The organism is Hyphomonas sp. (genome assembly GCF_036964145.1).
GTDB lineage: Bacteria > Pseudomonadota > Alphaproteobacteria > Caulobacterales > Hyphomonadaceae > Hyphomonas.
The window spans coordinates 648,391-672,111 of sequence record NZ_JBALUC010000001.1 but is presented as its reverse complement, the minus strand read 5'-3'; the positions used below and the strand labels follow the sequence as shown (position 1 = coordinate 672,111).

The 23,721-nt window shown below is 63.1% G+C and carries 24 protein-coding genes and 1 tRNA gene; 13 read left to right on the top strand and 12 right to left on the bottom strand.

Annotated features, from left to right (window positions below; translation table 11 throughout):
• Positions 1–62: 62 nt before the first annotated feature.
• From V7660_RS03330 to V7660_RS03315, 4 genes are all read left to right on the top strand, one after another.
• The gene (locus tag V7660_RS03330) at positions 63–827 is read left to right on the top strand and encodes an enoyl-CoA hydratase (RefSeq protein WP_335601705.1); all 765 of its coding nucleotides are present in this window, start codon (positions 63–65) and stop codon (positions 825–827) included.
• A gap of 245 nt (positions 828–1,072) precedes the next feature.
• Positions 1,073–3,499, top strand: a complete 2,427-nt coding sequence (gene gyrB, locus V7660_RS03325) for a DNA topoisomerase (ATP-hydrolyzing) subunit B (protein ID WP_335601704.1) — start codon at positions 1,073–1,075, stop codon at positions 3,497–3,499.
• Positions 3,499–4,305, top strand: a complete 807-nt coding sequence (locus V7660_RS03320; protein WP_335601703.1) for a hypothetical protein — start codon at positions 3,499–3,501, stop codon at positions 4,303–4,305. The genes gyrB and V7660_RS03320 overlap by 1 nt, the downstream gene beginning before the upstream one ends.
• Before the next feature lie 107 nt (positions 4,306–4,412).
• Complete coding sequence (locus V7660_RS03315; RefSeq protein WP_335601702.1) at positions 4,413–4,598, top strand: DUF3008 family protein; 186 nt, start codon at positions 4,413–4,415, stop codon at positions 4,596–4,598.
• 109 nt (positions 4,599–4,707) lie between these two features.
• Here the strand turns inward: V7660_RS03315 and V7660_RS03310 are convergent, their stop codons facing one another.
• Positions 4,708–4,992 (bottom strand): GIY-YIG nuclease family protein, encoded by a 285-nt coding sequence (locus V7660_RS03310; protein ID WP_335601701.1) that lies wholly within the window; start codon positions 4,990–4,992, stop codon positions 4,708–4,710.
• A gap of 143 nt (positions 4,993–5,135) precedes the next feature.
• Between V7660_RS03310 and V7660_RS03305 the strand changes: the two genes are divergently transcribed.
• A complete protein-coding gene (locus tag V7660_RS03305; protein ID WP_335601700.1) occupies positions 5,136–5,867 on the top strand; it encodes a hypothetical protein in 732 nt (243 codons plus the stop codon).
• 287 nt (positions 5,868–6,154) lie between these two features.
• Here the strand turns inward: V7660_RS03305 and V7660_RS03300 are convergent, their stop codons facing one another.
• Entirely contained in the window at positions 6,155–6,874 is a 720-nt protein-coding gene (locus V7660_RS03300) for a VOC family protein (RefSeq protein WP_335601699.1), read from the bottom strand.
• Positions 6,875–6,928: 54 nt separating this feature from the next.
• Positions 6,929–7,066 (bottom strand): hypothetical protein, encoded by a 138-nt coding sequence (locus tag V7660_RS03295; protein ID WP_335601698.1) that lies wholly within the window; start codon positions 7,064–7,066, stop codon positions 6,929–6,931.
• Positions 7,067–7,081: 15 nt separating this feature from the next.
• Between V7660_RS03295 and V7660_RS03290 the strand changes: the two genes are divergently transcribed.
• Positions 7,082–7,969, top strand: a complete 888-nt coding sequence (locus tag V7660_RS03290) for a cation diffusion facilitator family transporter (protein ID WP_335601697.1) — start codon at positions 7,082–7,084, stop codon at positions 7,967–7,969.
• A gap of 86 nt (positions 7,970–8,055) precedes the next feature.
• A complete protein-coding gene (gene trxB / locus V7660_RS03285) occupies positions 8,056–9,024 on the top strand; it encodes a thioredoxin-disulfide reductase (RefSeq protein WP_335601696.1) in 969 nt (322 codons plus the stop codon).
• Positions 9,025–9,028: 4 nt separating this feature from the next.
• Here the strand turns inward: trxB and V7660_RS03280 are convergent, their stop codons facing one another.
• From V7660_RS03280 to recQ, 6 genes are all read right to left on the bottom strand, one after another.
• Entirely contained in the window at positions 9,029–9,793 is a 765-nt protein-coding gene (locus tag V7660_RS03280; RefSeq protein ID WP_335601695.1) for a hypothetical protein, read from the bottom strand.
• A gap of 65 nt (positions 9,794–9,858) precedes the next feature.
• A tRNA-Met gene (locus tag V7660_RS03275) sits at positions 9,859–9,935 on the bottom strand.
• A 91-nt stretch (positions 9,936–10,026) separates the two neighbouring features.
• Positions 10,027–10,407 (bottom strand): DUF983 domain-containing protein, encoded by a 381-nt coding sequence (locus V7660_RS03270; RefSeq protein ID WP_335601694.1) that lies wholly within the window; start codon positions 10,405–10,407, stop codon positions 10,027–10,029.
• A gap of 7 nt (positions 10,408–10,414) precedes the next feature.
• A complete protein-coding gene (locus V7660_RS03265; RefSeq protein ID WP_335601693.1) occupies positions 10,415–12,046 on the bottom strand; it encodes an ATP-binding protein in 1,632 nt (543 codons plus the stop codon).
• A gap of 149 nt (positions 12,047–12,195) precedes the next feature.
• Positions 12,196–12,795 carry an ATP-dependent Clp protease proteolytic subunit gene (locus tag V7660_RS03260; RefSeq protein ID WP_335601692.1) on the bottom strand — a complete coding sequence of 200 codons (600 nt, stop codon included), beginning with the start codon at positions 12,793–12,795 and terminating at the stop codon, positions 12,196–12,198.
• Between the two features lie 115 nt (positions 12,796–12,910).
• Positions 12,911–14,746, bottom strand: coding sequence for a DNA helicase RecQ (recQ, locus tag V7660_RS03255; protein WP_335601691.1), 1,836 nt, complete (start codon positions 14,744–14,746; stop codon positions 12,911–12,913).
• Positions 14,747–14,853: 107 nt separating this feature from the next.
• Between recQ and V7660_RS03250 the strand changes: the two genes are divergently transcribed.
• Both V7660_RS03250 and V7660_RS03245 read left to right on the top strand, forming a co-directional pair.
• A complete protein-coding gene (locus V7660_RS03250) occupies positions 14,854–15,381 on the top strand; it encodes a hypothetical protein (protein ID WP_335601690.1) in 528 nt (175 codons plus the stop codon).
• Complete coding sequence (locus tag V7660_RS03245; RefSeq protein ID WP_335601689.1) at positions 15,378–15,659, top strand: hypothetical protein; 282 nt, start codon at positions 15,378–15,380, stop codon at positions 15,657–15,659. The genes V7660_RS03250 and V7660_RS03245 overlap by 4 nt, the downstream gene beginning before the upstream one ends.
• A 74-nt stretch (positions 15,660–15,733) precedes the next feature.
• Here the strand turns inward: V7660_RS03245 and V7660_RS03240 are convergent, their stop codons facing one another.
• Positions 15,734–16,639 (bottom strand): histone deacetylase family protein, encoded by a 906-nt coding sequence (locus tag V7660_RS03240; RefSeq protein WP_335601688.1) that lies wholly within the window; start codon positions 16,637–16,639, stop codon positions 15,734–15,736.
• A 139-nt stretch (positions 16,640–16,778) separates the two neighbouring features.
• Here V7660_RS03240 and V7660_RS03235 point away from each other — a divergent pair, with 139 nt between their 5' ends.
• The gene (locus tag V7660_RS03235; protein WP_335601687.1) at positions 16,779–17,474 is read left to right on the top strand and encodes a pirin family protein; all 696 of its coding nucleotides are present in this window, start codon (positions 16,779–16,781) and stop codon (positions 17,472–17,474) included.
• An 80-nt stretch (positions 17,475–17,554) separates the two neighbouring features.
• Positions 17,555–18,046: a hypothetical protein gene (locus V7660_RS03230; RefSeq protein WP_335601686.1), complete on the top strand. Its 492-nt coding sequence runs from the start codon at positions 17,555–17,557 to the stop codon at positions 18,044–18,046.
• On the opposite strand, the gene V7660_RS03225 is transcribed toward V7660_RS03230, so the two are convergent.
• A complete protein-coding gene (locus V7660_RS03225; protein WP_335601685.1) occupies positions 18,043–18,462 on the bottom strand; it encodes a 6-carboxytetrahydropterin synthase in 420 nt (139 codons plus the stop codon). The genes V7660_RS03230 and V7660_RS03225 overlap by 4 nt on opposite strands.
• 131 nt (positions 18,463–18,593) lie before the next feature.
• A complete protein-coding gene (gene queC / locus V7660_RS03220) occupies positions 18,594–19,301 on the bottom strand; it encodes a 7-cyano-7-deazaguanine synthase QueC (RefSeq protein ID WP_335601684.1) in 708 nt (235 codons plus the stop codon).
• 213 nt (positions 19,302–19,514) lie between these two features.
• Here queC and V7660_RS03215 point away from each other — a divergent pair, with 213 nt between their 5' ends.
• Together V7660_RS03215 and V7660_RS03210 are read left to right on the top strand one after the other, a co-directional pair.
• Positions 19,515–22,454 carry a TonB-dependent receptor gene (locus V7660_RS03215; protein ID WP_335601683.1) on the top strand — a complete coding sequence of 980 codons (2,940 nt, stop codon included), beginning with the start codon at positions 19,515–19,517 and terminating at the stop codon, positions 22,452–22,454.
• Positions 22,455–22,573: 119 nt separating this feature from the next.
• Positions 22,574–23,716, top strand: coding sequence for a PQQ-dependent sugar dehydrogenase (locus V7660_RS03210; RefSeq protein WP_335601682.1), 1,143 nt, complete (start codon positions 22,574–22,576; stop codon positions 23,714–23,716).
• The last annotated feature ends 5 nt before the right edge of the window (positions 23,717–23,721 follow it).

The following is a 23,721-nucleotide window of genomic DNA, read 5'->3' as shown; positions in this document are numbered from 1 at the left end:
GAGATTGACGCTCCGCGCCGGACCCCGCACACCCCTGCGGGACATTTAAAGCGGAGCGCTCCATGACCGACCACATCACCCAGACCCTTGAAAACCGCGTCCTGACGCTGACCATCAACCGGCCTGAGCGCAAGAACGCCCTCACCCAGGCCATGTATGGCGCGCTGGCCGACGCCATCAACGCCGCCAATGATGATGCAGGCATCCGCGCCATCATCCTCACCGGCGCAGGCGACATGTTCACGGCCGGCAACGACCTCGGCGATTTCGCCTCCGACATGGAGCGGTCCTCCGGCGAGCCGCCCGTCACGCGCTTCCTGAACGGCATTCGCGACGCTGAGAAGCCGCTGATCGCCGCCGTGAACGGCCCCGCTGTCGGCGTCGGCCTGACCATGTTGCTGCATTGTGACATCGCCTATGCGGCCGAAAGCGCCAATTTCCGCACGCCCTTCACCGCCCTCGGCCTCGTGCCGGAAGCGGGCTCCTCGCTGCTGCTGCCACTGTCTGTGGGCAATTCCATGGCGAATGATATCCTGCTCGCCGGACGCATCCTGTCGGCCCAGGAGGCGCTCGATTGCGGCCTCGTCTCGCGCGTCGAGCCGGACACGGGCCTGATGTCGGCCGCGCTCGCCACGGCCGAGCGCATCGCGATTGCCGCCCCGACCGCCATCCGCCGCTCCAAGGCGCTGATCCGGATGAACCGCGAGGCCGTGAAGGACCGTATGGAGGCCGAGGGCAAGATGTTTGCCGAGCAGCTGAAATCTCCCGATTTCGCCGAAGCCGCCGCCGCTTTCATGCAAAAGCGCCCGCCGGTCTTCAAGGACTGATCCAGATCAGCCCGGTCAACTGAAAATCCAGCGGAAATGGCCCGGAATCGCCCCTGATTCCGGGTCTTTTTGCGGGTTTTCGGGCCCGATCTTCCGCAGGCGGATGCCCCACCCGCGAAACCCCGCCACAAAGCATTGATTTTGCTTGCTTTTCCGGGCTGCAAAAACCCCCCTCTCTCTGTGGCCTTTACCCTCCAAACCCCCTATAAACAAAGGCGAATCTACGAATCGATGAGGAGGCCTGAATGGCCGAAAGCACGCAAGCTGAATCCCCCGAATATGGCGCCGGTTCAATCAAGGTCCTGAAGGGCCTTGAAGCGGTCCGCAAACGCCCCGGCATGTATATCGGTGACACCGATGACGGCTCGGGCCTGCACCACATGATCTACGAGGTCGTGGACAATGCCATCGATGAAGCGCTTGCCGGCCATGCAGACCGGGTCACGGTCACCCTCTTCCCGGACGGCTCGGCCGAAATCACCGACAATGGCCGCGGCATCCCGGTGGGTATGCACCCCACAGAGGGCGCCTCTGCGGCCGAAGTGATCATGACCCAGCTCCATGCGGGCGGCAAATTCGACCAGAACTCCTACAAGGTCTCCGGCGGCCTGCACGGCGTCGGCGTGTCGGTTGTGAACGCCCTGTCGGACTGGCTGGAACTGACCATTCACCGCGAAGGCAATGAACACTGGGTCCGCTTTGTCGAGGGCGGCCGCGTCGAGGCGCCGCTGGTCACGCGCGGCCCCTCCCCGATGACCGACAAGGGCAAGCCCTATACCGGCACGGCGGTGCGCTTCATGGTCTCTGCCAGCACGTTCACGATGACCGATTACGACCGCAAGACGCTGGAGCACCGCCTGCGCGAGTTGGCCTTCCTGAACAGCGGCGTCCACATCATCTTCCGCGACGAGCGCGACGCCGAGCCCTACGAGATCGATTTGATGTATGAGGGCGGCGTGAAAGCGTTCGTCGAGCATCTCGACAAGACCAAGACCAAGCTGATCCCCGAACCCGTCTACGCCATTGGCGAGAAGGACGGCATCACGGTCGAGGTCGCGATGGAGTGGAATGACAGCTACCACGAGAACGTGCTCTGCTTCACCAACAACATCCCCCAGCGCGATGGCGGCACCCACCTTGCCGGCTTCCGCGGCGCGCTGACCCGGCTGATCAACAAATACGCCAACGAGACCGGCATCGCGAAGAAATCCAAGGTCGAGATTTCCGGCGATGATGCGCGCGAAGGCCTGACCTGCGTGCTCAGCGTGAAAGTGCCGGACCCAAAATTCAGCTCACAGACGAAAGACAAGCTGGTCTCCTCCGAGGTCCGCCCGGTCGTCGAGAGCCTGATGGGTGAGAAACTGTCTGAATGGTTCGAGGAGCATCCGAAGGAAGCTCATGAGATCATGCTCAAGATCGTCGAGGCGGCTGCCGCGCGCGAAGCGGCCCGCAAGGCGCGCGAGCTGACCCGCCGCAAGTCGGCGCTCGACATCACCTCCCTGCCCGGCAAGCTGGCTGACTGCCAGGAAAAAGACCCGGCGAAATCCGAACTCTTCATCGTCGAGGGTGATTCCGCTGGTGGCTCGGCCAAGCAGGGCCGGTCCCGTGATAACCAGGCCATCCTGCCCCTGCGCGGCAAGATCCTGAACGTCGAACGCGCCCGCTTTGACAAGATGCTGTCCTCCGATCAGGTCGGCACACTGATCATGGCGCTCGGCGCCGGCATCGGCCGCGACGAGTTCGACATCAACAAATTGCGCTATCACAAGATCATCATCATGACCGATGCTGACGTCGACGGCGCGCACATCCGGACCCTGCTGCTGACCTTCTTCTATCGTCAGATGCCGGAGCTGATCGAGAAGGGCTATCTCTACATCGCCCAGCCGCCGCTCTACAAGGTGACGCGCGGCCGCTCGGAACGCTACCTCAAGGATGATGCCGAGCTTGACGCCTACCTGATCGACGAAGGCACCAGCGGCGAAGCCCTGATCCTGCCCGACGGCACCCAGATTGCGGGCGAAGACCTGCGCGAGCGCGTCCGCGCCGCCTCGAACTTCAAGGCAAACCTCGCCCGGCTCGCCCTGCGCGCGCCGGCGGATTTGCTCGAACAAGCTGCAATGGCCGGTGCGATGGCGGCTGGCGCCGGCGACGCCGAAGCCGAGAAAACCGCCGAACGCCTCAACCGCTTCGCCGAAGAAGGCGAAGAGACCTGGGTTGGCCGGTTTGCCGAAGGCAGCCTCGTCCTGCAGCGCACCGTGCGCGGGGTTGACGAAACCGCTGTCCTGCCGGCGGCCCTGCTCGCCAGCCAGGATGCGATCCGCCTCGCCGAGCGCGCGGCTACGCTGAAGGAGCTGTATGAAGAGCCCCTCATCCTGCGCCGCGACAAGGGCGGGGAAATCACCGTCCACGGACCATGCGACCTGTTCAAGGCCGTGCTCAGCGCCGGCCGCGACGGCATCAAGATCCAGCGCTACAAGGGCCTCGGCGAAATGAACGCCGACCAGCTCTGGGAAACCACGCTCGACTCCAACGCCCGCACCCTCCTCCAGGTCAAGGTCGACCATATGGAAGAAGCCGACGAAATGTTCACCAAACTGATGGGCGACGTCGTCGAGCCAAGGCGCGAGTTCATCGAGGAATTCGCCCTGGAAGCCGAGGTGGATGTCTGATGTCGACCAGTGATCTTCCCGATGAGTGGGAGATCGAAGGTGCTTGGAGTCTGTATGGCCAAGCCAGTGAAATTGTCGATCAGTATGTCGATGGATTGTCAGCCTCTGATGTAAATCATGACTCACCTGAGTACCCTCGTGATCATTCAGAAGAAGCAATTCCAGTTGGCGAAATAGAGCCTCTAGTCCAGCTGACAGAGTTGCTCAATCAGTACCAAAGGACGGCATACGGGACAGAATTGTCGGAACGAATTGATGCCTCGCCAACGATTCTAAACAAGATTATTCACCGTACGGGCTATCTGAAGCCGAGAGATGCACTTCGGCTCCTTGACGGCTTCCGCTTGCTCTTAACAGATATTGAGAACTCACATGCTGTTTCGGACAACACAGTGAGCGACCTATCTCCTCCTATTGAAAACAACGAATTCGTACAAAGAGTTCCTGTCGAAAAATGGGTCGTAGTGGACCAATCAGAACCCGTGGTCACCCTGATTGAAGAGCTGAACCGTAACTTAGAACATATCATCTTGCTCCTTCAACAGAACAACTCTCTAGCGGACCTCGACAGCATCTCTCAACTGCGGATGGCGCGTTTGAAAGCCATGCTGGAAACAAGTCTGAAGCTTCTTGATGCTCCAATGATGGAGAATGGATTGCTGAGGGCAACAGGCGAGTTCACCTCGAATGTAGCCAAGGAGTTTGCCAAGGACGAACTTAAAAAGGGGCTAGGACAACTTCTGAATGTCGCTGGAGAGCAACTCCTCAAACTGTATGTTATTTTAACCGAGCGACCACCTACCTAATTTACGTGACAAGAGACTCCGGCGTTCGCCGGAGAGGCGGAATTTTGGGAACCTGTTGACCCGATAATCCGTTCCTTCCGCAAACCCCAAGCGAGAAGGAGCCCCCAATGCCTGCCCAATCCGAAGCCCAGCAAAAGGCCGCCGGCGCGGCCCTGTCCGCCAAGCGCGGCGACACCAAGGTCAGCGACCTGCAAGGCGCCTCGAAAGAGATGTACGATTCGATGAGCGAGAAAGAACTCGAAGACCTCGCCTCGACGAGCCACGACAATATCCCCGAAAAGAAGGGCGACTGAGTCCCCTCCGCCCGCCTCCCCGGGCTCGACCCGGGGTCTCATGCGGCGGCTCCGCGCCCTCAGCTGCAAGAGACTCCGGCGTTCGCCGGAGATACGGAATGGGGGAAGTTCAGAGCAACGTTTCGGCGAGATCCCGCCACTGAGGATTGATCTCCTCCACCAACTCGATCTTCCAGACACGTTTCCAGTTCTTGATCTGATGTTCCCGTGCGACGGCCTCCTCACGGGTATCGAGCACCTCATACCAGGCGAGAATCTCGCAATTGTACTTGTCTGTGAAACCGGGGACCACATGGCAGCGATGCTCCCACGCCCGGCGGTTCAGATCATCCGTCTGCCCGCAATAGAGGGTGCCACGCGGCTTGTTGGTCATGATGTAGGTGTAGAAAGCCATGCCAATCCCCCGGATGAGTTTGGCAATCCGGCTTCAAGTGTCAATATCCCCTCACTCCGCCTCCCCGGGCTTGATCCGGGGTCTCGTGCGGCGGCTCCGCGCTTCAAGCCGCAAGAGACTCCGGCGTGCGCCGGAGAAACGGAATGGGGATAGAGTCACCCCCAATCCGTCTGAGAGCCGGCGCCCCCATCCTGTTCTGCATGAGCCATTCGCCTGCGGACCTACTGTTTCATGCGGCCCGGTTCAGCCTTGAACGGCTGGATTGGCTGGCCGGGGACATGCGCCGCGCGCTGGGGCTGGGCCGCCTGCCCTGCCTGCCTTTCCTCGCGCGCTGGCAACTCCGCCAGCTGACACGCTTCCTCGCCCAGGCCGAGCCGCTGCTGCGCCGCCTGATCGTGCTGATGGCCGCAGACCTTGGCGCGCTGCCCGTCCGTCCGCGCGGCGAGCCGGCCGCCCGCGTCGCCCCCAGCCAGAAACCACCCAACCGCCCCCTCTTCCCGCAGCCGCATTTCCGCCTCTGCGAAGCCGCGCCCGGCCAGACGCCCCGCACGCCGCCGCCGAAACGCTTCCGCACCGGGCCGCGCATCCGCCGCCTCGATGTCGAGACGCCGGTCGATCTCTCCGACTATCCGGCTGGCCCGCACGATATCCTGCCCGCCACGCGGCAGGTTCGCCGCCTGCTGGCGCTGGAGGATGCGCTGGAAAACCTGCCCCGCTATGTCGAGGCGATGCGCCGCCTTCTCACCGGCCCCCGCCCGGTCATCGCCCGCGCCCTGCCGCCCGCCTTTGGCCGCTTGCCGGTCACGCAGGCCGAACAGGTGACGCTGACGGAGCTGCATGAGGCGGCCGTACGGGAAACTCCGGATACGTCCTGAGGCGGATCATCTCGTGAAGCCAACTCACCGGCCGGGCGCGCCCTGCGTCGGGGTCTGGTGCTGCGCCTCTTATTTCTTGTCATCCCGGAAAGCGCCCCGCGCTTATCCGGGACCCAGCCGCAGGTTTTGCGGGGGGCTCATCATCCTTCGACTTCGCTCAGGATGAGTGCGATACGTGGCGCAAAAAAAGGAGCGCTCATGCTGAGCGAAGTCGAAGCACGGGCGCGGGCTGGGTCCCGGATATTTGCTGACGCAAATTCCGGGATGACAGGATCAGGGAAACGCCCCTACTCCAGCAAACTCAGCCCGACGCCCGCAAAGCTGATCTCCCGCTCGTCCACATCGAGGCCCATCGCCTCGGCGCGTTCGAGAATCTCCTCCGCATCCGGCAAATAGAGCCCGAACGCGGCCAGCCGCTCTGTCTTGCCTTCCCGGAACACGATCGCGCCATCATCGAGATAGAGCACGCGCTCGTCCACAGTCAGCCCCAGCGCCAGGGCCCAGCGCTGGGCCAGGCCGTCCGGGTCCGGCGACTCCATCGCGGCGCTGGCCAGCCGTCCCGGCACGGCCTGCTCGCGCCAGTGCGGCCCGCCCCAGCGCCAGCTGCCCGCCGGGCGCGCCTCATCGACGGAGACAATCGCCCCGCCAATATCGGCCGGATGAAGATGACTCGCGGAAATGTCCGGCAGGTCTATGTTCCAGACGCGGCGAATGCCCATCCCGTCGACCCGCGCGCGCAGCGCTTCGAGATCATCGGTCTGGAAGATCGCCATATAGCCGCCCTCCCCGCCCCGGTCGATGAAGCGCTGGGCGGGCGCGGCCTCCGCGATCGGCACGACCACTTCCAGGAACTGGTCCCCGATCGCATAGACGCGGTTCTCGAGGCCAAACTCCCGGACCCCCGGATCAATGAACGGCTCACCAAGGCCGAGCAGTTCGCCGAGTTGGTCCGCCGTCTCCAGTGTCGCCGCCGCAATCACCAGCTGGCGCAAGCGTGGTATCGTCATGCCGGTCTTCCCCCTGTTCTCGTTTCTCTGCCCAATACAATATCATAACAATCGCTACGCTATCACAGCGGAATTGACCTCGCCGCCCACACCCGCCATCAGGACGTCATGAGCGATCACACACATTCCCCCGGCCAGACGCACGAGCATGACCACGATCATGGACACGGTCACGATCATGGACACAGCCATGACCATGATGCCGACATGACGAGCGCCGATTCCCGCCGCCGCGTCGCGATTGCCGGCCTGCTGACGGCGGCCTTCATGCTGGCCGAAGTGGCCGGCGGCCTGATCTCCGGTTCGCTGGCCCTGCTGGCGGACGCCGCGCACATGCTGACCGATGCGGGCTCGCTGGCCCTCGCCTGGGTCGGCTACAAGCTGGCCGAGCGCCCGGCCGACCCCCAGCGCACCTATGGCTTTGCGCGGATGAAGATCCTCGCCGCCTTCACCAATGGCATCCTTCTGGTCCTGCTTTCGCTCTGGATCGTCTGGGAGGCCATCCACCGCCTGCTCGACCCGGTCGAGGTGATGGGCAATGTGCTGATAGTCGTCGCCGTCGGCGGCCTGCTGGTCAACATTCTCGCCTTCGCGATCCTGCATGGCGGCAGCAAGGAAGACCTGAACCTGCAAGGCGCGCTCTGGCATGTCGCGGGCGACCTGCTCGGCTCCATCGCGGCCATTGGCGCCGCCATCATCATCATGACCACGGGCTGGATGGCCGCCGACCCGATCCTGTCGGTGCTGGTCGCCCTGCTGGTCCTGTTTGCCGGCGTGCGCATCGCCCGCAAATCCGGTCACATCCTGCTCGAAGGCACGCCGGTCGGGCTCGACCCCGAGGATATCCAGGCAGACCTCGTCGCCGAAATCGAGGGCGTCGCCAGCGTCGCGCATTTCCATGCCTGGGCCCTGACCGAGCAAAAGCCCCTGATCACGCTGGAAGTAACCGCCGCGCCGGGCGCCGATCCGGACCAGCTGCGCCGCGCGGTCAAGGAGCGCCTCGCCAGCCGCTTCAACGTCTCCCATGCCACCGTTGAGGTCGTCCGCGCGGGCAATGGCGCCGGTTTGGACCCCGCCGGGCAGTGTTCACATTGATCTGATCCCCGCAGCGCTTTAAGGCTCGCTGCATCGTCCCCATATGCCGGGCCGACACGACAAGAACAGATGGCGGAGCCTTCGCAATGGCTGACACGAAACACACCGAAATCCTGATCATCGGCTCCGGCCCGGCCGGCTGGACTGCCGCCGTCTATGGCGCGCGCGCGATGCGCGAAGTGACCGTGGTGACCGGCATGCAGCCCGGCGGCCAGCTGACCATCACGACCGAGGTCGAGAACTATCCCGGCTTCACCGAGATCCAGGGCCCGGACCTCATGGTGAAGATGCAGGAACACGCCGAAGCGATGGGCGCGAACGTGATCAATGACCATATCGCCGAAGTCGACTTCTCGTCCCGCCCCTTCAAGGCAGTCGGCGAGAGCGGCACAATTTACACCGCCGATTCCGTTGTCATCTCCACCGGCGCCCAGGCCAAATGGCTCGGCCTCCCCAGCGAAGAGAAATACAAGGGCTTCGGCGTCTCCGCCTGCGCCACCTGTGACGGCTTCTTCTATCGCGGCAAGGAAGTCATGGTGATCGGCGGCGGCAACACGGCCGTTGAAGAGGCCCTGTTCCTGACCAATTTCGCCTCCAAGGTCACCGTCGTGCATCGCCGCGACGGCTTCCGCGCCGAGAAGATCCTGCAGGACCGCCTGTTCAAGAATCCCAAGGTCGAAGTGATCTGGCACAGCGTGCTCGACGAAGTGCTCGGCGAAGGCGACCCGGCCGGCGTCACCGGCGCGCGCATCAGGAATGTCGAGACCGGCGAGACAAAAGACATCCCCGTCCACGGCGTCTTCATCGCCATCGGCCACGCGCCCGCGACCGAACTGTTCAAGGGCAAGCTGGCCATGAAGGACAATGGCTACCTGATCACCGCGCCGGATTCGACCGCGACCGAAATCCCCGGCGTGTTCGCCGCGGGCGACGTCACCGACGAAACCTATCGCCAGGCTGTTACCGCCGCCGGCATGGGCTGTATGGCGGCGCTGGAGGCGGAACGCTTCCTGACCGAACAGGAAGCCCTCGCCGAAGCCGTCCCGGCGGAATAGCGCCTCAGAGCATCCCCGCCGCGATCTCCTCGGCGCGGCGGTCATCTCTCAGCATCTCGGCTTTCAGCATGGCGGCCCGTGCCTGCATGACGCGCTCCAGCTCTGTGTCCACAGGCGCGGCCAGCGCCGCATCGAGTGCAGACAGCACCTCGTCTTGATATTTGCGGGCATTCAGCGCCGCCAGCGCCCGCGCCCACTGCCAATGCACGGAGGCGTCATCCGGCGCGGCAGCCACGGCCGCCTCATAATGCGCCCGGCCATCGGAAACCCCTGCCCCCATGATCATGGCGCCGAGCCGCCCGCCCCGGTGGACGACTTCCAGATTCCAGACCGACAGGAAGCCATGTGCATAGACATTGCCGGGCTCATCCTCCAGCACACCCTCGGCCAGATCCCGCGCCTCCTCGGCCCAGCCCGTCTTGCGGGCCTCGCGCACGCTCATCGGCCGCAGGATCAGGGACAGGGCAATCGCCCGCTGCAGGCGCCCCTCGGCATGGGCCGGGTCCAGCGCCAGCGCGGCATTCGCCTCAGACAGCGCATCGTGCAGGATGGCTTCGGGCGGGTCTGCCGGGCCGGACATGGCTTCTGCCAGCAGGGCGCGCGCGCTCAAGGCAAAGGCATCGGCGGTCTGGGTGCCCGACAGCTCCGTCAGGGCGACATCATACTCGCCCCGCACAAACGCCGCCTCCGCCGCCACCTCATCCGCGACAGCCGAGAGGGGTGTGACCAGACCAGCCAGAACAGATGCCAGGAAAACTGTTCGCCTCATACGAAGCCATAATAGGCCGTCCAGCCCCTTGAGACCAGCCAAACCCCAAATTTTCAACCTGAAAATGGTGGTTCGGGGGAGACTTGAACTCCCGACCTCGCGATTATGAGTCGCGCGCTCTAACCAGCTGAGCTACCGAACCGTTTCGCATGGTGCGAAGCGCGCCTATTACACGCGGTTTCGCCCCTCTGCAACCATCTGACCTGCATGGGATGCAGGAGATTTTCGGGCCCTCAATCGGCCTCCCCTGCCCCACTGCCCAGACCCGAGACCCAGAGCGCCGCGATGAAGGCGCCCTTGATGCGCGGGAGCAGCAGGAGGACCGCTCCAGTGACCGCGATCGCCGCGACGGGCAGGGCCGCCCAGAGGGGAAAATGGCCAAATGAGACGAAGAAGGTGATCGCCACCAGGAAGGGGCCGAGGGACAGGACGGTCAGCCAGGCCGGGCCATCATCGGCGCGGATCGCGCCCAATGGCTCGCCGCACTGGTCACACGTATCGGCCTGCTTCAGATAGGCCCGAAAGATCCGCCCCTGCCCGCATTTCGGACAGCGAAAGCGCAGGCCGCGCCAGATGGCGGTCATCAGGCCCGGCGCTGGTCTGGGTGCGGTCATGCCCGCATCAGGCCGTCTGGCGATGGCCTGCCTCGGCCGCCGCTTCGCGGTCGGCCAGGAGGATATCGACCAGGCTAGCGACCAGGGCCCGTGGCCGGATCGGCTTTTCGATGATCGTGGTGAAGCCCGCCTGCTCGCAGGCCAGCCGCCGCTCGGGGCTGACATCGGCGGTGACGGCAATGATCGGCGCCAGCGCGTTCGGCCCGCGCGCCGCGCGAATGGCGGCCAGCACCTCATCGCCACTTGCGCCCGGCAGGTGAATGTCGGTCAGGATGGCCTGATAGGGATGTGTCGCGGCGCGGTCGATCGCGTCCTCGGCGGTCTGCACCGTATCGACCTGCCAACCGGCGGCTGACAGGGCGCGCGTCACGACCAGCGCGCTGACGGCATGGTCTTCGGCAAGCAGGATGCGGCCCAGCTCGAAGGCGCGCATGCGCGGCTTGGGTGGCGCGCCAGTAATGGCAAGGCGCGGACCCGCCCGTTCGACGGGCATGGTGACGGTAAAGATGGAGCCGCCTTCGGGATTGTCAGCGAGGGTGATCTCTCCCCCCAGCCGGCGGGCGAGCCCCTTGGCGATGGAGAGGCCAAGGCCGAAGCCGCCATGCGTGCCGGCGGTTGAGGGCCGGGCCTGTTCGAAGGCCTGGAACAGCCGCGCCTTGTCGAGATCGGTAATGCCACAGCCCGTGTCTTCCACCGTCATGCGAAGTTTCAGATTGCCGGCGGCCTCAAGGGTCGACAGCTCCACGCCGATATAGCCGCGCTCGGTGAATTTCAGCGCATTGCTCATCAGGTTGAACAGGATCTGGCGGATGCGCATGGCATCGGCCTCCAGCCGCGCGACCGCGCCGCCCGCCACCTTGATGCGCAAATCCAGACGCTTGCCGGCAATGCGGGACTGCCAGAGGTCACGGGCATCATTGGCGAATTCATGCAGGTCGAAGGGGGCATTGTTGACGGCCAGCTTGCCGGCCTCAAGGCGCGACAGGTCCAGCAGATCGGTCAGCAGCCGGTCGAGATGGTGCCCGCTTTCGGAAATTGTGCGCGCGAGGCGTTTGGGCTCGCCGCCATTCACGCTGTCCTGAAGCAGGTCGGCCACGCCGAGAATCCCGGTCAGGGGCGTGCGGATTTCATGACCGACAAAGGCCAGGAAGCGCGCCTTTTCCTGATCGAAGGCCCCGGCGTCGTTTTTTGTCTTCTGCAAGCGTTTCTGGGCGACCTGCATCGCGCGGGCGCGGGCCGCATTTTCCAGCGCCACCGCAGAGAGCAGCGCCGACGGGCTGATCAGGCCGAGATATTTGCCCTCCGACAGGACGATCACCCCATCGGTCAGGGCTGCGGTCGAGCCGTCCGCCGCGAGCTTGGCGACCAGGCCCACCGGGGTGCCGGCCTCGCACATGACGGGCTGGTCGCGCATCAGGTCTGTGATGCGGGCGGCGCCGTTGGACTGGCGGCCGCTGGGCGTGGCCAGCGCTTCGATGACGGCGCGGCGCGTGACCATGCCGAGCGCGGCGCCATCGCTGACAATGGGCACGGCGAACTGGTCAGGATCGGCCAGCAATCGTGTAAACACCGCCGAGACGGTCACAGCTGTTGGAACAGGCCGCACGGCGACCGCAATGTCTTCTACGCGTACCGGCATGGAGGCGGCGGTGTCCTTACACAGGTTAAGAAGCCACCTTGCTTCATAAACCTTTACGCGCGGCAAACACATTCCTAACCAAAAATGAACGCCCGATCCCCTGAGAGGACCGGGCGTTCAATTTGGTAACACTTCCGCGCGAAGTGCGCTTATTTGACGTCGCTGCGATGGTGCACGATCTGGCCGACGAGACCGTACTCGACAGCTTCGGCCGCGCTCATCCAGAAGTCACGATCGGTGTCTTCCTTGATCTTCGCGAGGGACTTGCCCGTGGCCTCAGCAAAGATGTTGTTGAGGCGTTCGCGCATCTTGATGATCTCGCGGGCCTGGATTTCAACATCCGTGGCCTGGCCGCCAACGCCGCCCCGCGGTTCATGAAGCAGGAAGCGGGTGTTCGGCAGGCAGAAGCGGTTTTCCTTCTTCGCCGCCGCATAGATCAGCGCGCCGGCCGAGGCAACCCAGCCTGTGCCGAGGATTTTCACGGGCGCTTCGACGAATTTGATCATGTCGTGGATCATGTCGCCGCTTTCGACGTGGCCGCCGGGCGAAGACAGAACCAGCAGGATCGGCTCCTTGCTCTCGGCCGACAGGGCCAGCAGGCGCTGGCTGACGCGGCGCGCGGCATGGAAATCGATGCCGCCGGTCAGCAGGATGGTGCGGGCCTTGAACAGCGCTTCCTCAAGGAAGGCATTCGGCTCGGACTGGGGCTTTTCTTCTGTCTCGTCATCGAGGCGGTGCAAAAGGTTCATGAGGACTCCGAAAGGCGGGAAATCTGGTTGAGCCTATAGGTGAGGTGCCACGCGCGCCGGGTCAAGGCTGGACCTGCCTGTCTGCGGGAAAAGCCTGTGACAGCGACAGGCGTGATCAGGCCGCCTCGCCGACGATGCGGGAGACGTCTTCGGCGTAGCGCTGGGCCTTTTTTTCGCCGACGCCGCTGATCAGGCGCAGCTCGTCGGCGTCGACGGGGCGCTCGCGGGCGATCTCGGCGAGGGTGCGGTCATGGAAGATGACATAGGGCGGCACGCCGCGCGTCTTGGCGGTTTCGGTGCGCCAGCTGCGCAGCATGTCGAACAGGATCTGGTCGCGCTCCGACATGTCGGCCAGGGCCTGCGCGGCGACGCGGCTCTTGCCCTTGGCGCGCTTGCGGGTAGCGGCGGGGTCAGCGCGCAGCATCAGCGTGCGGTCGCCCCGGAACAGGGCGCGGGCGGCCTCGGCATCCGGCACGACGACCGCAGGCCGGTTCATCTCACCGCCTTCGGCCAGCATGCCATCATAGAGCAAGGCATCGAACACGCGCCCCCAGCCCTGTTTCGGCATGTCCTTGCCGATGCCATAGGTCGACTGGGTGGAAAGCTCCTCGTCGAAACTGTCCTTGGCCTGTCCGAGCAAATGATTGATCAAGCGGCCGCGCCCGATCTTCTGGCCGCAGCGCAGCACGGCGGACACCGCCATCTGCGCCCAGCGGGTCGCATCATAGGGCTCGCCGGTCTCGCCCCGGCAGGAATCACACGCACCGCAGGCCTCGACCCCCTCTTCCCCGAAATAGCGGCGCACGGCAGCGCGGCGGCATTCATCGCCATCAAAGAAGGCAAACAGCTGGCGGGTTTTGGTGATCTGTACGCGCTTGACCGCTTCGGGCGCGTCGCCCTCATAGGTCCAGCTGAGCAAGCGGCGCATGTCGGCGGGGCCGTAGAGCGCGACACCTTCAGCGGGCTCTCCGTCGCGGCCTGCGCGGCCGACTTCCTGCCAATAGGCTTCCATCGTCTTTGGCGGATCGGCATGGATGACAAAGCGCACGTCCGGCTTGTCGACGCCCATGCCGAAGGCGACCGTCGCGCACATGACGAGACCGTCTTCCAGCAGGAAACGCCGCTGGCGCTCGGCCCGCACATCGGCATCGAGCCCCGCATGATAGGCCAGCGCGGTGATGCCTGCGCGCTCAATGGCTTCGGCGAGGTCTTCGGTGGCGTTGCGGGTGGCGGCATAGACGATGCCGGACAGGCCCGGACGCGCCTTGACCAGGGAGACGACCCGCTGGGCGCGGTTGCCTTCTTTGGGCTCTGCGGCGAGGGCGAGATTGGGCCGGTCGAAGCTCGCCACATGGACAGCCGGTTTGGTCAGGTCGAGCTGGGCGAGAATATCGTCGCGCGTGCGGGTGTCGGCAGTGGCAGTCACAGCAAGGCGCGGCACGCCGGGAAACATGTCCTTCAGCCGCCCAAGCGCGCGATAGTCCGGCCGGAAATCATGGCCCCATTGGCTGACACAGTGGGCCTCGTCCACGGCGATCAGCGAAACCTTCATCTGGGCAAGCCGCTGGGCCAGCCCCGTGCCCATGCCTTCGGGCGAGACATAGAGCAGATCCATCTCGCCGCGCGAAGCCGCCTCCAGCGCTTCGGCGCGGGCATTGAAATCCATCGAGGAATCCAGCCGCTCGGCGCGCACGCCCACCTGTTTCAGCGCATCGACCTGGTCGGCCATCAGCGCGATCAGCGGCGAGACCACAATGCCGATACCATCGCGCAGCAGCGCCGGGATCTGGTAGCAGAGCGACTTGCCGCCGCCGGTCGGCAGAACGGCAAGGCCATCCCTGCCGGCCAGCGTGTCGGCGATGACATCCTCCTGCAGCCCCCGGAAGGCGTCATAGCCATAGACGCGCTTCAGCAGCGCGCGGGCATCGTCAAGAGTTGGCTGGTCAGGCATCTGCCTCTTGTGGCGACGCAAGTGAGTCGGGGCAAGAGCGGCGTGTGCAACACCTTGCGGAGGACGCAAATCGCCCCCAGATTGAAGAGAGGGAGGGATGACACGACATGACATCCGGCAACACGCCGAACCGTGATCACACCGAAAGTCTCAGGCGCCTGCTCCGCCGCCGTGGACGTCGCGGCAAGGCCGGTGCAAATCCCCACACCGACACCACCCTGCATGCTTGGCACGCCAGCTACTCCCACACGCCGGGGCCCGATCACTCGAAGGCGACGCGCTGGGTGGTAATCATTCTGGCCATCGTGTTCGCCTATGCCGTTCCGGTCGCGTTCTTACTGATTCGTCCTGAAATCGGTGACTCCGCTCAAAACACGATAGGCGGGGTCACGCTGACAGTCCTCCGCGCAATGTTCTACGCGGCCATTGCACTGGCGCTACTGCTGCTCGCCAGTGTCTTTGGTTTGGTATTGCTCACGCCGCTCATGTGGTTCTGGAAACAGTTGGATGGGGACAGCCCGGCCGTCCGGAAACGGCTCATCGCGCGGGCCGACCGCATCATCGCGAAACGTCAGACCAAAGCCGCCAACAGCGATCCTTCGCCCTCTGAAATGAGACAGGAGACGGAGGCGTGACCACCGGCCGAACTCCTTCGCCTGACCGGACAAAGCAACTCAAACGCCTGCTCCACCGCCGTGGACGTCGCGGCAAGCTGGGCGCGAATCCCAAAACGACCATCAAGACCTGGGCCGAGTACAGCAATGTGGAATACACGCCGACAGGTGACTCATCCCGTCCGAATTTGACTGTCGGGTTGGCGATTGGGGCGCTGCTGTTTGTCGGGTTTCCCTTGTCCTTCGCCTTCCTGAAATCCGATGAAACCTCCGGCTCGGAGATATGCCCGGTTGGCTGAGATGGTTTTTCATCTGTATGGTCGGACTGGCCGTGCTGATTATCCTGCTGGCACCCGTCCTGCTGGTTGTCCAATCAGTCCGGGACGCGCTGGAAAGCCGCGCCGAACGCCTCGACAAGAAACGTATGGCGACGGGCGACAGCGCGGGCGTCGCGGGCATAGCCGCCGCCGAGGACGCCGCAGAGCGGGATGCCGGCTGAGCGACAGGCCCGCGCTACGAATGCATCCCGCGCGCGCAGCCCCTCATCGCTGAGAGACAGAAGGCCCAGACGGTCTTCTGCATGCGGATCGACCCCGGCATTGTAGAAGACGATATCCGGCGACGTACCAAGCGCGGCCTCGACCAGGTCTTCCAGCGCAGCGAGATAGGCGGCATCGCCCGTGCCCCTGGCGAGCCCCATATCGAGATCAGACGGCGGCTTCTCGCGCGGCCAGTTCTGCTCGCAATGCAGCGAAGCGGTGAAGACGCGCGGATCATAGCGGAAGATCAGCGCCGTGCCGTCGCCGTGATGCACATCGCAATCGATGACCGCCATACGGCGCACTTCCTTTGTGTCCAGCAAGAGCTTTCCGGCAACGCCAATATCGTTGAACACGCAGAAACCTGCGCCGCCGTCGGGCCCGGCATGATGACTGCCGCCGGCCAGGTTCACCGCAGCCCCCTGCTCCAGCGCAAGCCGCGCGGCAAGGCAGGTGCCGCCGACCGAGGCCGCAGACCGCCGGGCAATGGCGGGCGTGATCTCGAAGCCGACCTTACGCGCCGCTTTCGCCTCCAGCGTCTGCGTCATGATGGCGGTGACATAGGCTTCGTCATGCGCGAGCTGCAGCCAGTCCTCGGTCGCCGCTTCAGGCTGGATGAAGGCGTGCCCCGCCTCGCGCAACAGATCAGCCACTAGCGCATATTTGCGCATCGGGAAGCGATGGTCATCGGCGACGGATTTCGCATCGTAATCGGCGTGGTGGACAATCGGCAGGGTCATCAGGGCCGGAACCTAGCGGGATTTCCGCCCGTTTCCACTTATGCGCAGCATGCATAGGTGTGATGGCTCGCCGTCGCCTACAGGCCCGGCGGGAAAGCGTCATATTCGCTGCAACACACGAGCGCGAAAGGATATCGCCATGATTGAACACAGACCCTTCAAAGAGCTTGGCCGGTTCCACAATGACTGGCTGAACGCCAATTACCATTTTTCCTTTTCCGGATATCACGACCCGAAACGCATGGGTGAAGGCGCCCTGCGCGTCTGGAATGACGACACGATCCAGCCGCATACCGGCTTCCCCCCGCACGGACATCAGTCGATGGAAATCATCACCTATGTCCGCACCGGCGCGATCACGCACAAGGATTCTCTGGGCAATACCGGCCGCACCGAGGCGGGCGACGTCCAGGTGATGAGCGCCGGGGATGGCGTGCAGCATTCGGAATGGAATGCCGAGGATGAAGAGACCACGCTGTTCCAGATTTGGATCCTGCCCCGTGCTGCTGGCGGCAAGCCCGGCTGGGGCGCCCGGAAGTTCCCGAAAGACGAACGGTCCGGCAAATGGACGGTTCTGGCCTCTGGCAGCGGCGAGGAAGACAGCCTCGTCATCAATCAGGACGCCAATGTCCTGGGCGCGACTCTGAAGGAAGGCGAGACCCTGACCTATGAGGTCAAGCAGGGCCGCCACGGCTATCTCGTGCTCGCCGCCGGCTCGGTCGAGCTGAACGGCACGGTGTTGAACGGCCGCGACGGCGCCGCGATCACTCGCGCTGAGAGCCTGACGCTGAAAGGCATCGCCGACGCAGAGATCGTGTTCGTCGACACGGTTTGAGTGACCTTCACAGGCCTGTGACTTCTGCGGGCACGGGCGGCGTGTTATACTGGGATCATAGCAGTTGTGGAGATATTCCAATGAAACGACTTGTTCCCCTCGCCGCCCTTGCCCTTCTGGCCGCGCCGGTCGCATTGGCAGGCCAGATCAATGTCACCTTCAGCCCGGAATTCACCGAAGAGCTGAATGATGATTATGGCATGCGCGAAGCCGATTACCTGATCGAGGAAGTGCAGGAAGACCTGACACGCGAACTCGAAAAAGCCGGGCTCGACATTGCCCGCATCGACGTGACCATCCTGGATGCCAAACCCAACAAGCCGACCTTCAAGCAGCTGGGCGACACGCCCGGCCTCGATTATGGCGGCTCGAAAAGCATTGGCGGCATGAAGCTGTCGGCCACGGCCTTTGATGCCAGCGGTAACGCCACGGGCGAGCTGACCTATGACTGGTATGAAAATGATATCCGTTACGCCGGAATCTCGACCTGGCAGGATGCCAAGCGCGCGTCTGACCGGTTTGCCCGCAAATTCGTGAAAGAGCTGACCGCTGGCACGCCGTCCGGCAGCTAGAGAACCAGTTCGCACCGTTCGTTGAGACTTGGCCGGGAAATGGCGACTTTCGTCAGGCCCGGCAGACCGGCTTTGAGGTCGGCTGCGGCCCAGAGGCAGATCCGCTCCAGCGTGGGCACTTCAAGCCCATCAATATCGTTCAACAGCTTATGGTCGAGCTTGGCGGCCGTAGCCTGCAGGCAGGCCGTCAGGTGCGAGAAATCCTCGACCCATTGCTCGCCCAGCTTCACCGTTCCGGCGACCGTCGCTTCCAGCACGAAGGAATGGCCATGCACGTTCCGGTATGGGTGGCCCTCAGGCTTGCCGCCCATATAGTGCGCCGCCTCGAAATTCACCGATTTCGAGATCGCAAACACGCGGCCTTCCGGGCTGGTCGCCGCGGGGGATGTGCTGGTCTGGTCGGTCTGTGTCGTCATCGGATTTCGTTCAAGTCTCGTGCTGGCCGGCCCCAGTCATTACCCGAGGCGCGGATTGGGGCCCCAATTGCTGGAAAAAGCCTGACAAGTCCAGTTGATATGGCTGTTTCTTCTGCAAGAGAAATAGGGTCTCAGGCCCCGGTTTTCCAGCGCTCCCAGCCCTTTGCCCGCAGCTCGCAGGCCGGGCATTCCCCACAACCATAGCCCCATTCATGCCGCTGGCCCCGCTCGCCGAGGTAACACGTATGAGTATCTTCCGCGATCAGATCGACCAGCGCCTGGCCGCCCAGCTCGTCGGCCAGCGCCCACGTCCCTGCCTTGTCGATATACATCAGCGGCGTGTCTATCTGCATGGGAACATCCAGGCCCAGCCGCAAGGTCTCGGCCTGCGCCGCCATCGTCGCGGCCCGGCAGTCCGGATAGCCGGAATAGTCGGTCTCGCACATGCCGCCGACCAGAACCGGAATGCCCCGGCGGCTGGCCAGAGCGCCCGCCAGGGTCAGGAACAGGAGGTTGCGGCCCGGCACGAAGGTAGATGGCAGACCCGCTTCGGTCATCTCGATGCTGACATCATGTGTCATGGCGGTTTCGCCGAGCGATTTCAGCACCGTCGCATCCAGCATATGGTCCGGCCCAAGACGGGTCTTCCAGTCGGCATCCAGAGCCTCTAATCCCTGCCGGATCGTGTTGCGGCATTCCAGTTCGATCCTGTGGCGCTGGCCATAGTCGAAGCCGACGGTTTCGACCCGGTCGAATCGGGAAAGCGCCCAAGCCAGACAGGTCGTGGAATCCTGCCCCCCGGAAAACAGGACAAGCGCGGATGTGGAAGAATGTGACATGTCTGCGCCTGTAACAGGCATGGGAGAGGCGGCCAAGCAGGGGCGTTACATTTTTGACACCCGGATTTTAAAAGCCCTCATTACCCCAGCGTCATGTTGACAGACCCGTCACGAATGCATTCAGATGACACTTGAAGCAGGCCCGCAAGAGGCCGGCTCGGCTAAAATTGCTCGAGGCACGCACTAAAGCGGCCCGAGGGGAGGAAACAAAACATGCGAAATATCAGACACTCGAAATCCGTCTGGCTGGCTGGGGCATCCGCCCTCGTGGTTGGACTTGCGGCGCCTGTCGCCATTGCCCAAGAGGAAGCCGATGAGTCACCCCGGACCCTTTCAACAGTCACGGTGACGACCCAGAAGACGGAAGAATCCATTCAGGATGTTCCGATCGCGGTTTCGGCATTCGACGAAGATGCGCTGGAACGGCTACAGCTGGCAGGCGGTCCTGACCTCGTGAAGTCCATTCCGAACGTCAGCTTCACCAAGGGCAACTTCACTTCGTTCAACTTCAAGATCCGTGGTATTGGCGCCGACGTGGTTGCACAATCCGGGGATGCCGGCGTGGGTATCCACCAGAACGACATTCCGCTCACGGCCAACCGCCTCTTCGAAGCCGAGTTCTATGATGTCGAGCGCGTCGAGGTCCTGCGTGGACCACAAGGTACGCTTTATGGACGCAACGCCACCGGCGGTGTGTTCAACCTGATCACCGCCAAGCCCGTCCTGGGCGAATTCCAAGCCGATGCCGAGCTGACCTATGGCAATTACAACACGTTCAAAGGCAAGGGCATGGTCAACCTGCCCGTGGGCGAGAATGCTGCCCTGCGTCTGGCAGGCTCGTATCTGAGCCGCGACGGCTATGTGGACAATCTGGTCACCGGCAATGATGTCGATGACCGCGACCTTTACAGCTTCCGCGCAACCTTTGCGGTCGAGCCCACCGACTGGGCCCGCGGCTGGGTGTCCGTCGAGCATTTCGAAGAAGACGATGCCCGCCTGCGCTCCGGCAAGCAGATCTGTAAGAAGGATACGGGTTTCGACAGCTTCATGGGCATTGCGGTCTCAGCCGTCGACCAGCTGGCGACCTCTGTCGGCTGTGTGGACGCACCGCTCGACCAGTCCAAGGACCGTGTGAATTCGCAAGCCACGCTGGCTGGCGGTCTCGGTATCTTCGCAGGCCTGTTGAATGGCGATGCCTATCTCGATCCGGCCATCGCCGATCTGCGCACGATCGAATCGGCCTTCGACCCGAAATACCAGGCCGAGCAGACGCTCTACTCCTGGAAAGCTGAAGCTGACATCGGCGACAACCTCCTGCTGACCTATCTCGGCAGCTATTCCGATAGCTCGATCATTTCCATCGAGGACTATAACAAGGTCGCGCCGACCATCGAGTTCAACACCACGGCCGGACCGTTCATCAACCCGGCCCTGGCACCGCTGTATCCGCTGCTCTTCCCGGGCGGCGTGGTGACCGATCCTGAACTCGGCACATCGAATGTTTTCCGGACTTTCGACATGTCCGGCGCCGACAGCGAGCAGACCAGCCATGAACTTCGTCTTCAGTCGGACTTTGACGGCCGGTTCAACTTCAATCTGGGTGCCATCTCGGTCGACTTTGAATCCGTCGACGCTTTCAATCCGTCCGATGGCTATTACGTGCTGTCGAACGCGCTGACCGCGCTGACGCAAATCAACAACGCATCCGGCGGCGCGCTCTTCGGCGGCAATGTACCGCTCGACACCGGATCAACCTCGTCTCCGGGCGCCTCCCTGTTCGACCTCTCCCTGGACGGTGACGGCGGCAACTATTACCGCTCCCTGTCTCCGTACAAGCTGGAATCCTTCGCCGTCTTCGGAGAAGGCTATTATGACGTCACGGACGATCTGCAGCTCACGCTCGGCCTTCGCTATACGGACGACCAGAAGGAACAGCAGATCATTCCAACGTCCCTGTTCACACCGCAGCCAGCCGGTGCGGACCCTCGGGAGGCCCAGGGCATCCTGAAGGCCGACTTCCAGGAAGTCACCGGACGTATCGGTTTCGATTGGTCCACCGATCTCGACTTTACCGACGACACGCTGATCTACGGCTTCTACTCCAAGGGCTACAAAGGCGGCGGCATCAACCCGCCACAGCCTGCAGGTGCGAACCTGTTCCCGCAGACCTTCGATCCGGAATTCATCAACTCGTACGAAATCGGTACGAAGAACACCTTTGCGGGTGGCACGGCCCAACTGAACCTGACGGGCTTCATGTATGATTATGAAGGCTATCAGATCACGCAGATCATCAACCGCTCGTCGGTGAACATCAACGTGGATGCTGAGCTTCAGGGTTTCGAAATGGAAGCCCTCTGGACGCCGGCTGACAATTGGCTCCTGACGGCCAATCTTGGCTTGCTGAATGCTGAAGTCGTGGACACCTACGGCATTGATGTGCTCGACCGGTCGAATGGCCGGGCTGACCTCGTCACGCTGAAGAATTCCAGCTCCTACTCCAACTGTGTCGTGTCCGCTCAGGGCTATGCCACAGTGCTGGGAGCCATTGCTGGCAACCCGGCCTTCACCGGCGCCACGCTGCAGCTGTGTAACAACCAGTTCGGCACCACGCTTTATGATGCGCTGAACAGCACGGATGGGGGATCCGGTGATCCAGCCGCCGACCGGGCCTTTGCGGAGGCCGCTCTCGGACTTAGCGGGGTAACAATCACCTACACGGACTCCAATGGCGAGACCCAGACGGCGACGGCCCTGCAGCCCATCGAAGGCGATGCGAAAAACCTGGATGGCAACTCCATGCCGGGTGCCCCGGACATGACGCTGAACCTCGCCGCGGAATACACCTTCCATGCGCTCAACAATTCGGATTGGAATCTCACGATCCGGGGCGACTACTACATGCAGTCCGACAGCTATAGCCGGATCTGGAACACGTCGCGCGATGAGCTGGACTCCTGGTCCAACGTGAACCTGTCCATCCTGCTCAATAATGACCAGAGCGGTTGGGGCGTGGAAGTCTTCGCCAAGAACCTGACTGATGAGGAAGTCATCACCGGTACGTACCTGACCGATGATTCCTCCGGCCTGTTCACCAATGCGTTCCTGACGGAGCCGGCCCTGTACGGCATCACCGTCAAAAAGTCCTGGTAAGCCCGGACTTTATCCAATCAGGAGGGCGGCCTTTCGGGGCCGCCCTTTTTGTTTGGCCATTCCGGGGCCGCGCCCTATGATCCCGCCAGACTGCCCTGCCCCAAACCGGAGGACGCCTGATGCGCCATCTCACCCCCCTCGTTCCGCTCGCCCTGTTGATCGCCGCTTGCGGGGGGCCGGCCGAAACCACCCCTGTCGCCACGAGTGATTTCGAGGTGAAACTTACCCCCGTCGTGACCGAGACCGAATGGCCCTGGGGCCTCGCCTTCCTGCCGAATGGCGACCTGCTCTTCACCGAGAAGGAAGGCGGCTTGAAATTCGTGGCTGGCGGAGAGGGCACAGCGACGCCCGTGACGGGCCTGCCGGAGGCCTATATCGAGGGACAGGGCGGCTATCTCGGCCTCGTGCTTGATCCGGACTTCGAGACCAATCGCATGGTCTATATCTCCTACTCCAAGGGAGATGACGCCGCGAATGCCGCTGCCGTCATCAAGGGCCGTCTCAGCAACGATTCCAGCGCGCTGGAAAATGTCGAAGAAATCTTCTGGGCCGACCGGCGTGACACAGCCTACCATTTTGGCTCGCGCCTGCAATTTGCGAATGACGGTACTTTGTTCGTCTCGCTTGGCGAGGGCTTCAAATACATGAAGGACTCGCAAGACCCGTCGATCACGCACGGCAAGATCGTCCGCATCAATACCGATGGGTCGATCCCGGCCGACAACCCGTTTGCCGATGGTGAGGCCGGCGCGCCGGCGGTCTGGTCCTATGGTCACCGCAACGTCCAGGGTCTCTACTATGATGCCGACACCGGCACCCTGTACGAGACCGAGCACGGCCCCAAAGGGGGCGACGAACTCAACCGCGTCACGCCGGGCACGAATTATGGCTGGCCGGAAATCACCTATGGCGTGAACTATGACGGCACAATTATCACCAACAAGACCGAAGCCGAAGGCATGGCCCAGCCCCTGACCTATTGGGTGCCATCAATTGCCCCGTCCGGCCTCGTCATGCTGACCAGCGATGTCTATCCCGGCTGGAAGGGCGACCTGTTCACCGGCGGCATGAACGGCCCGGCCGGCCTCGAATTGACCCGGATCGACATGGAGAATGGGGAAGTCGTCGGCAAGCAATCTCTGTTCGACGGTGAGTATCCGATCCGCGACGTGGTGCAGGGCCCGGACGGTCACCTCTATGTGGCAACAAAGGATTTTGACGGCATTTTCCGCGTGGACATTGCCGAAGCCGAAGCGGAATAGCTGCG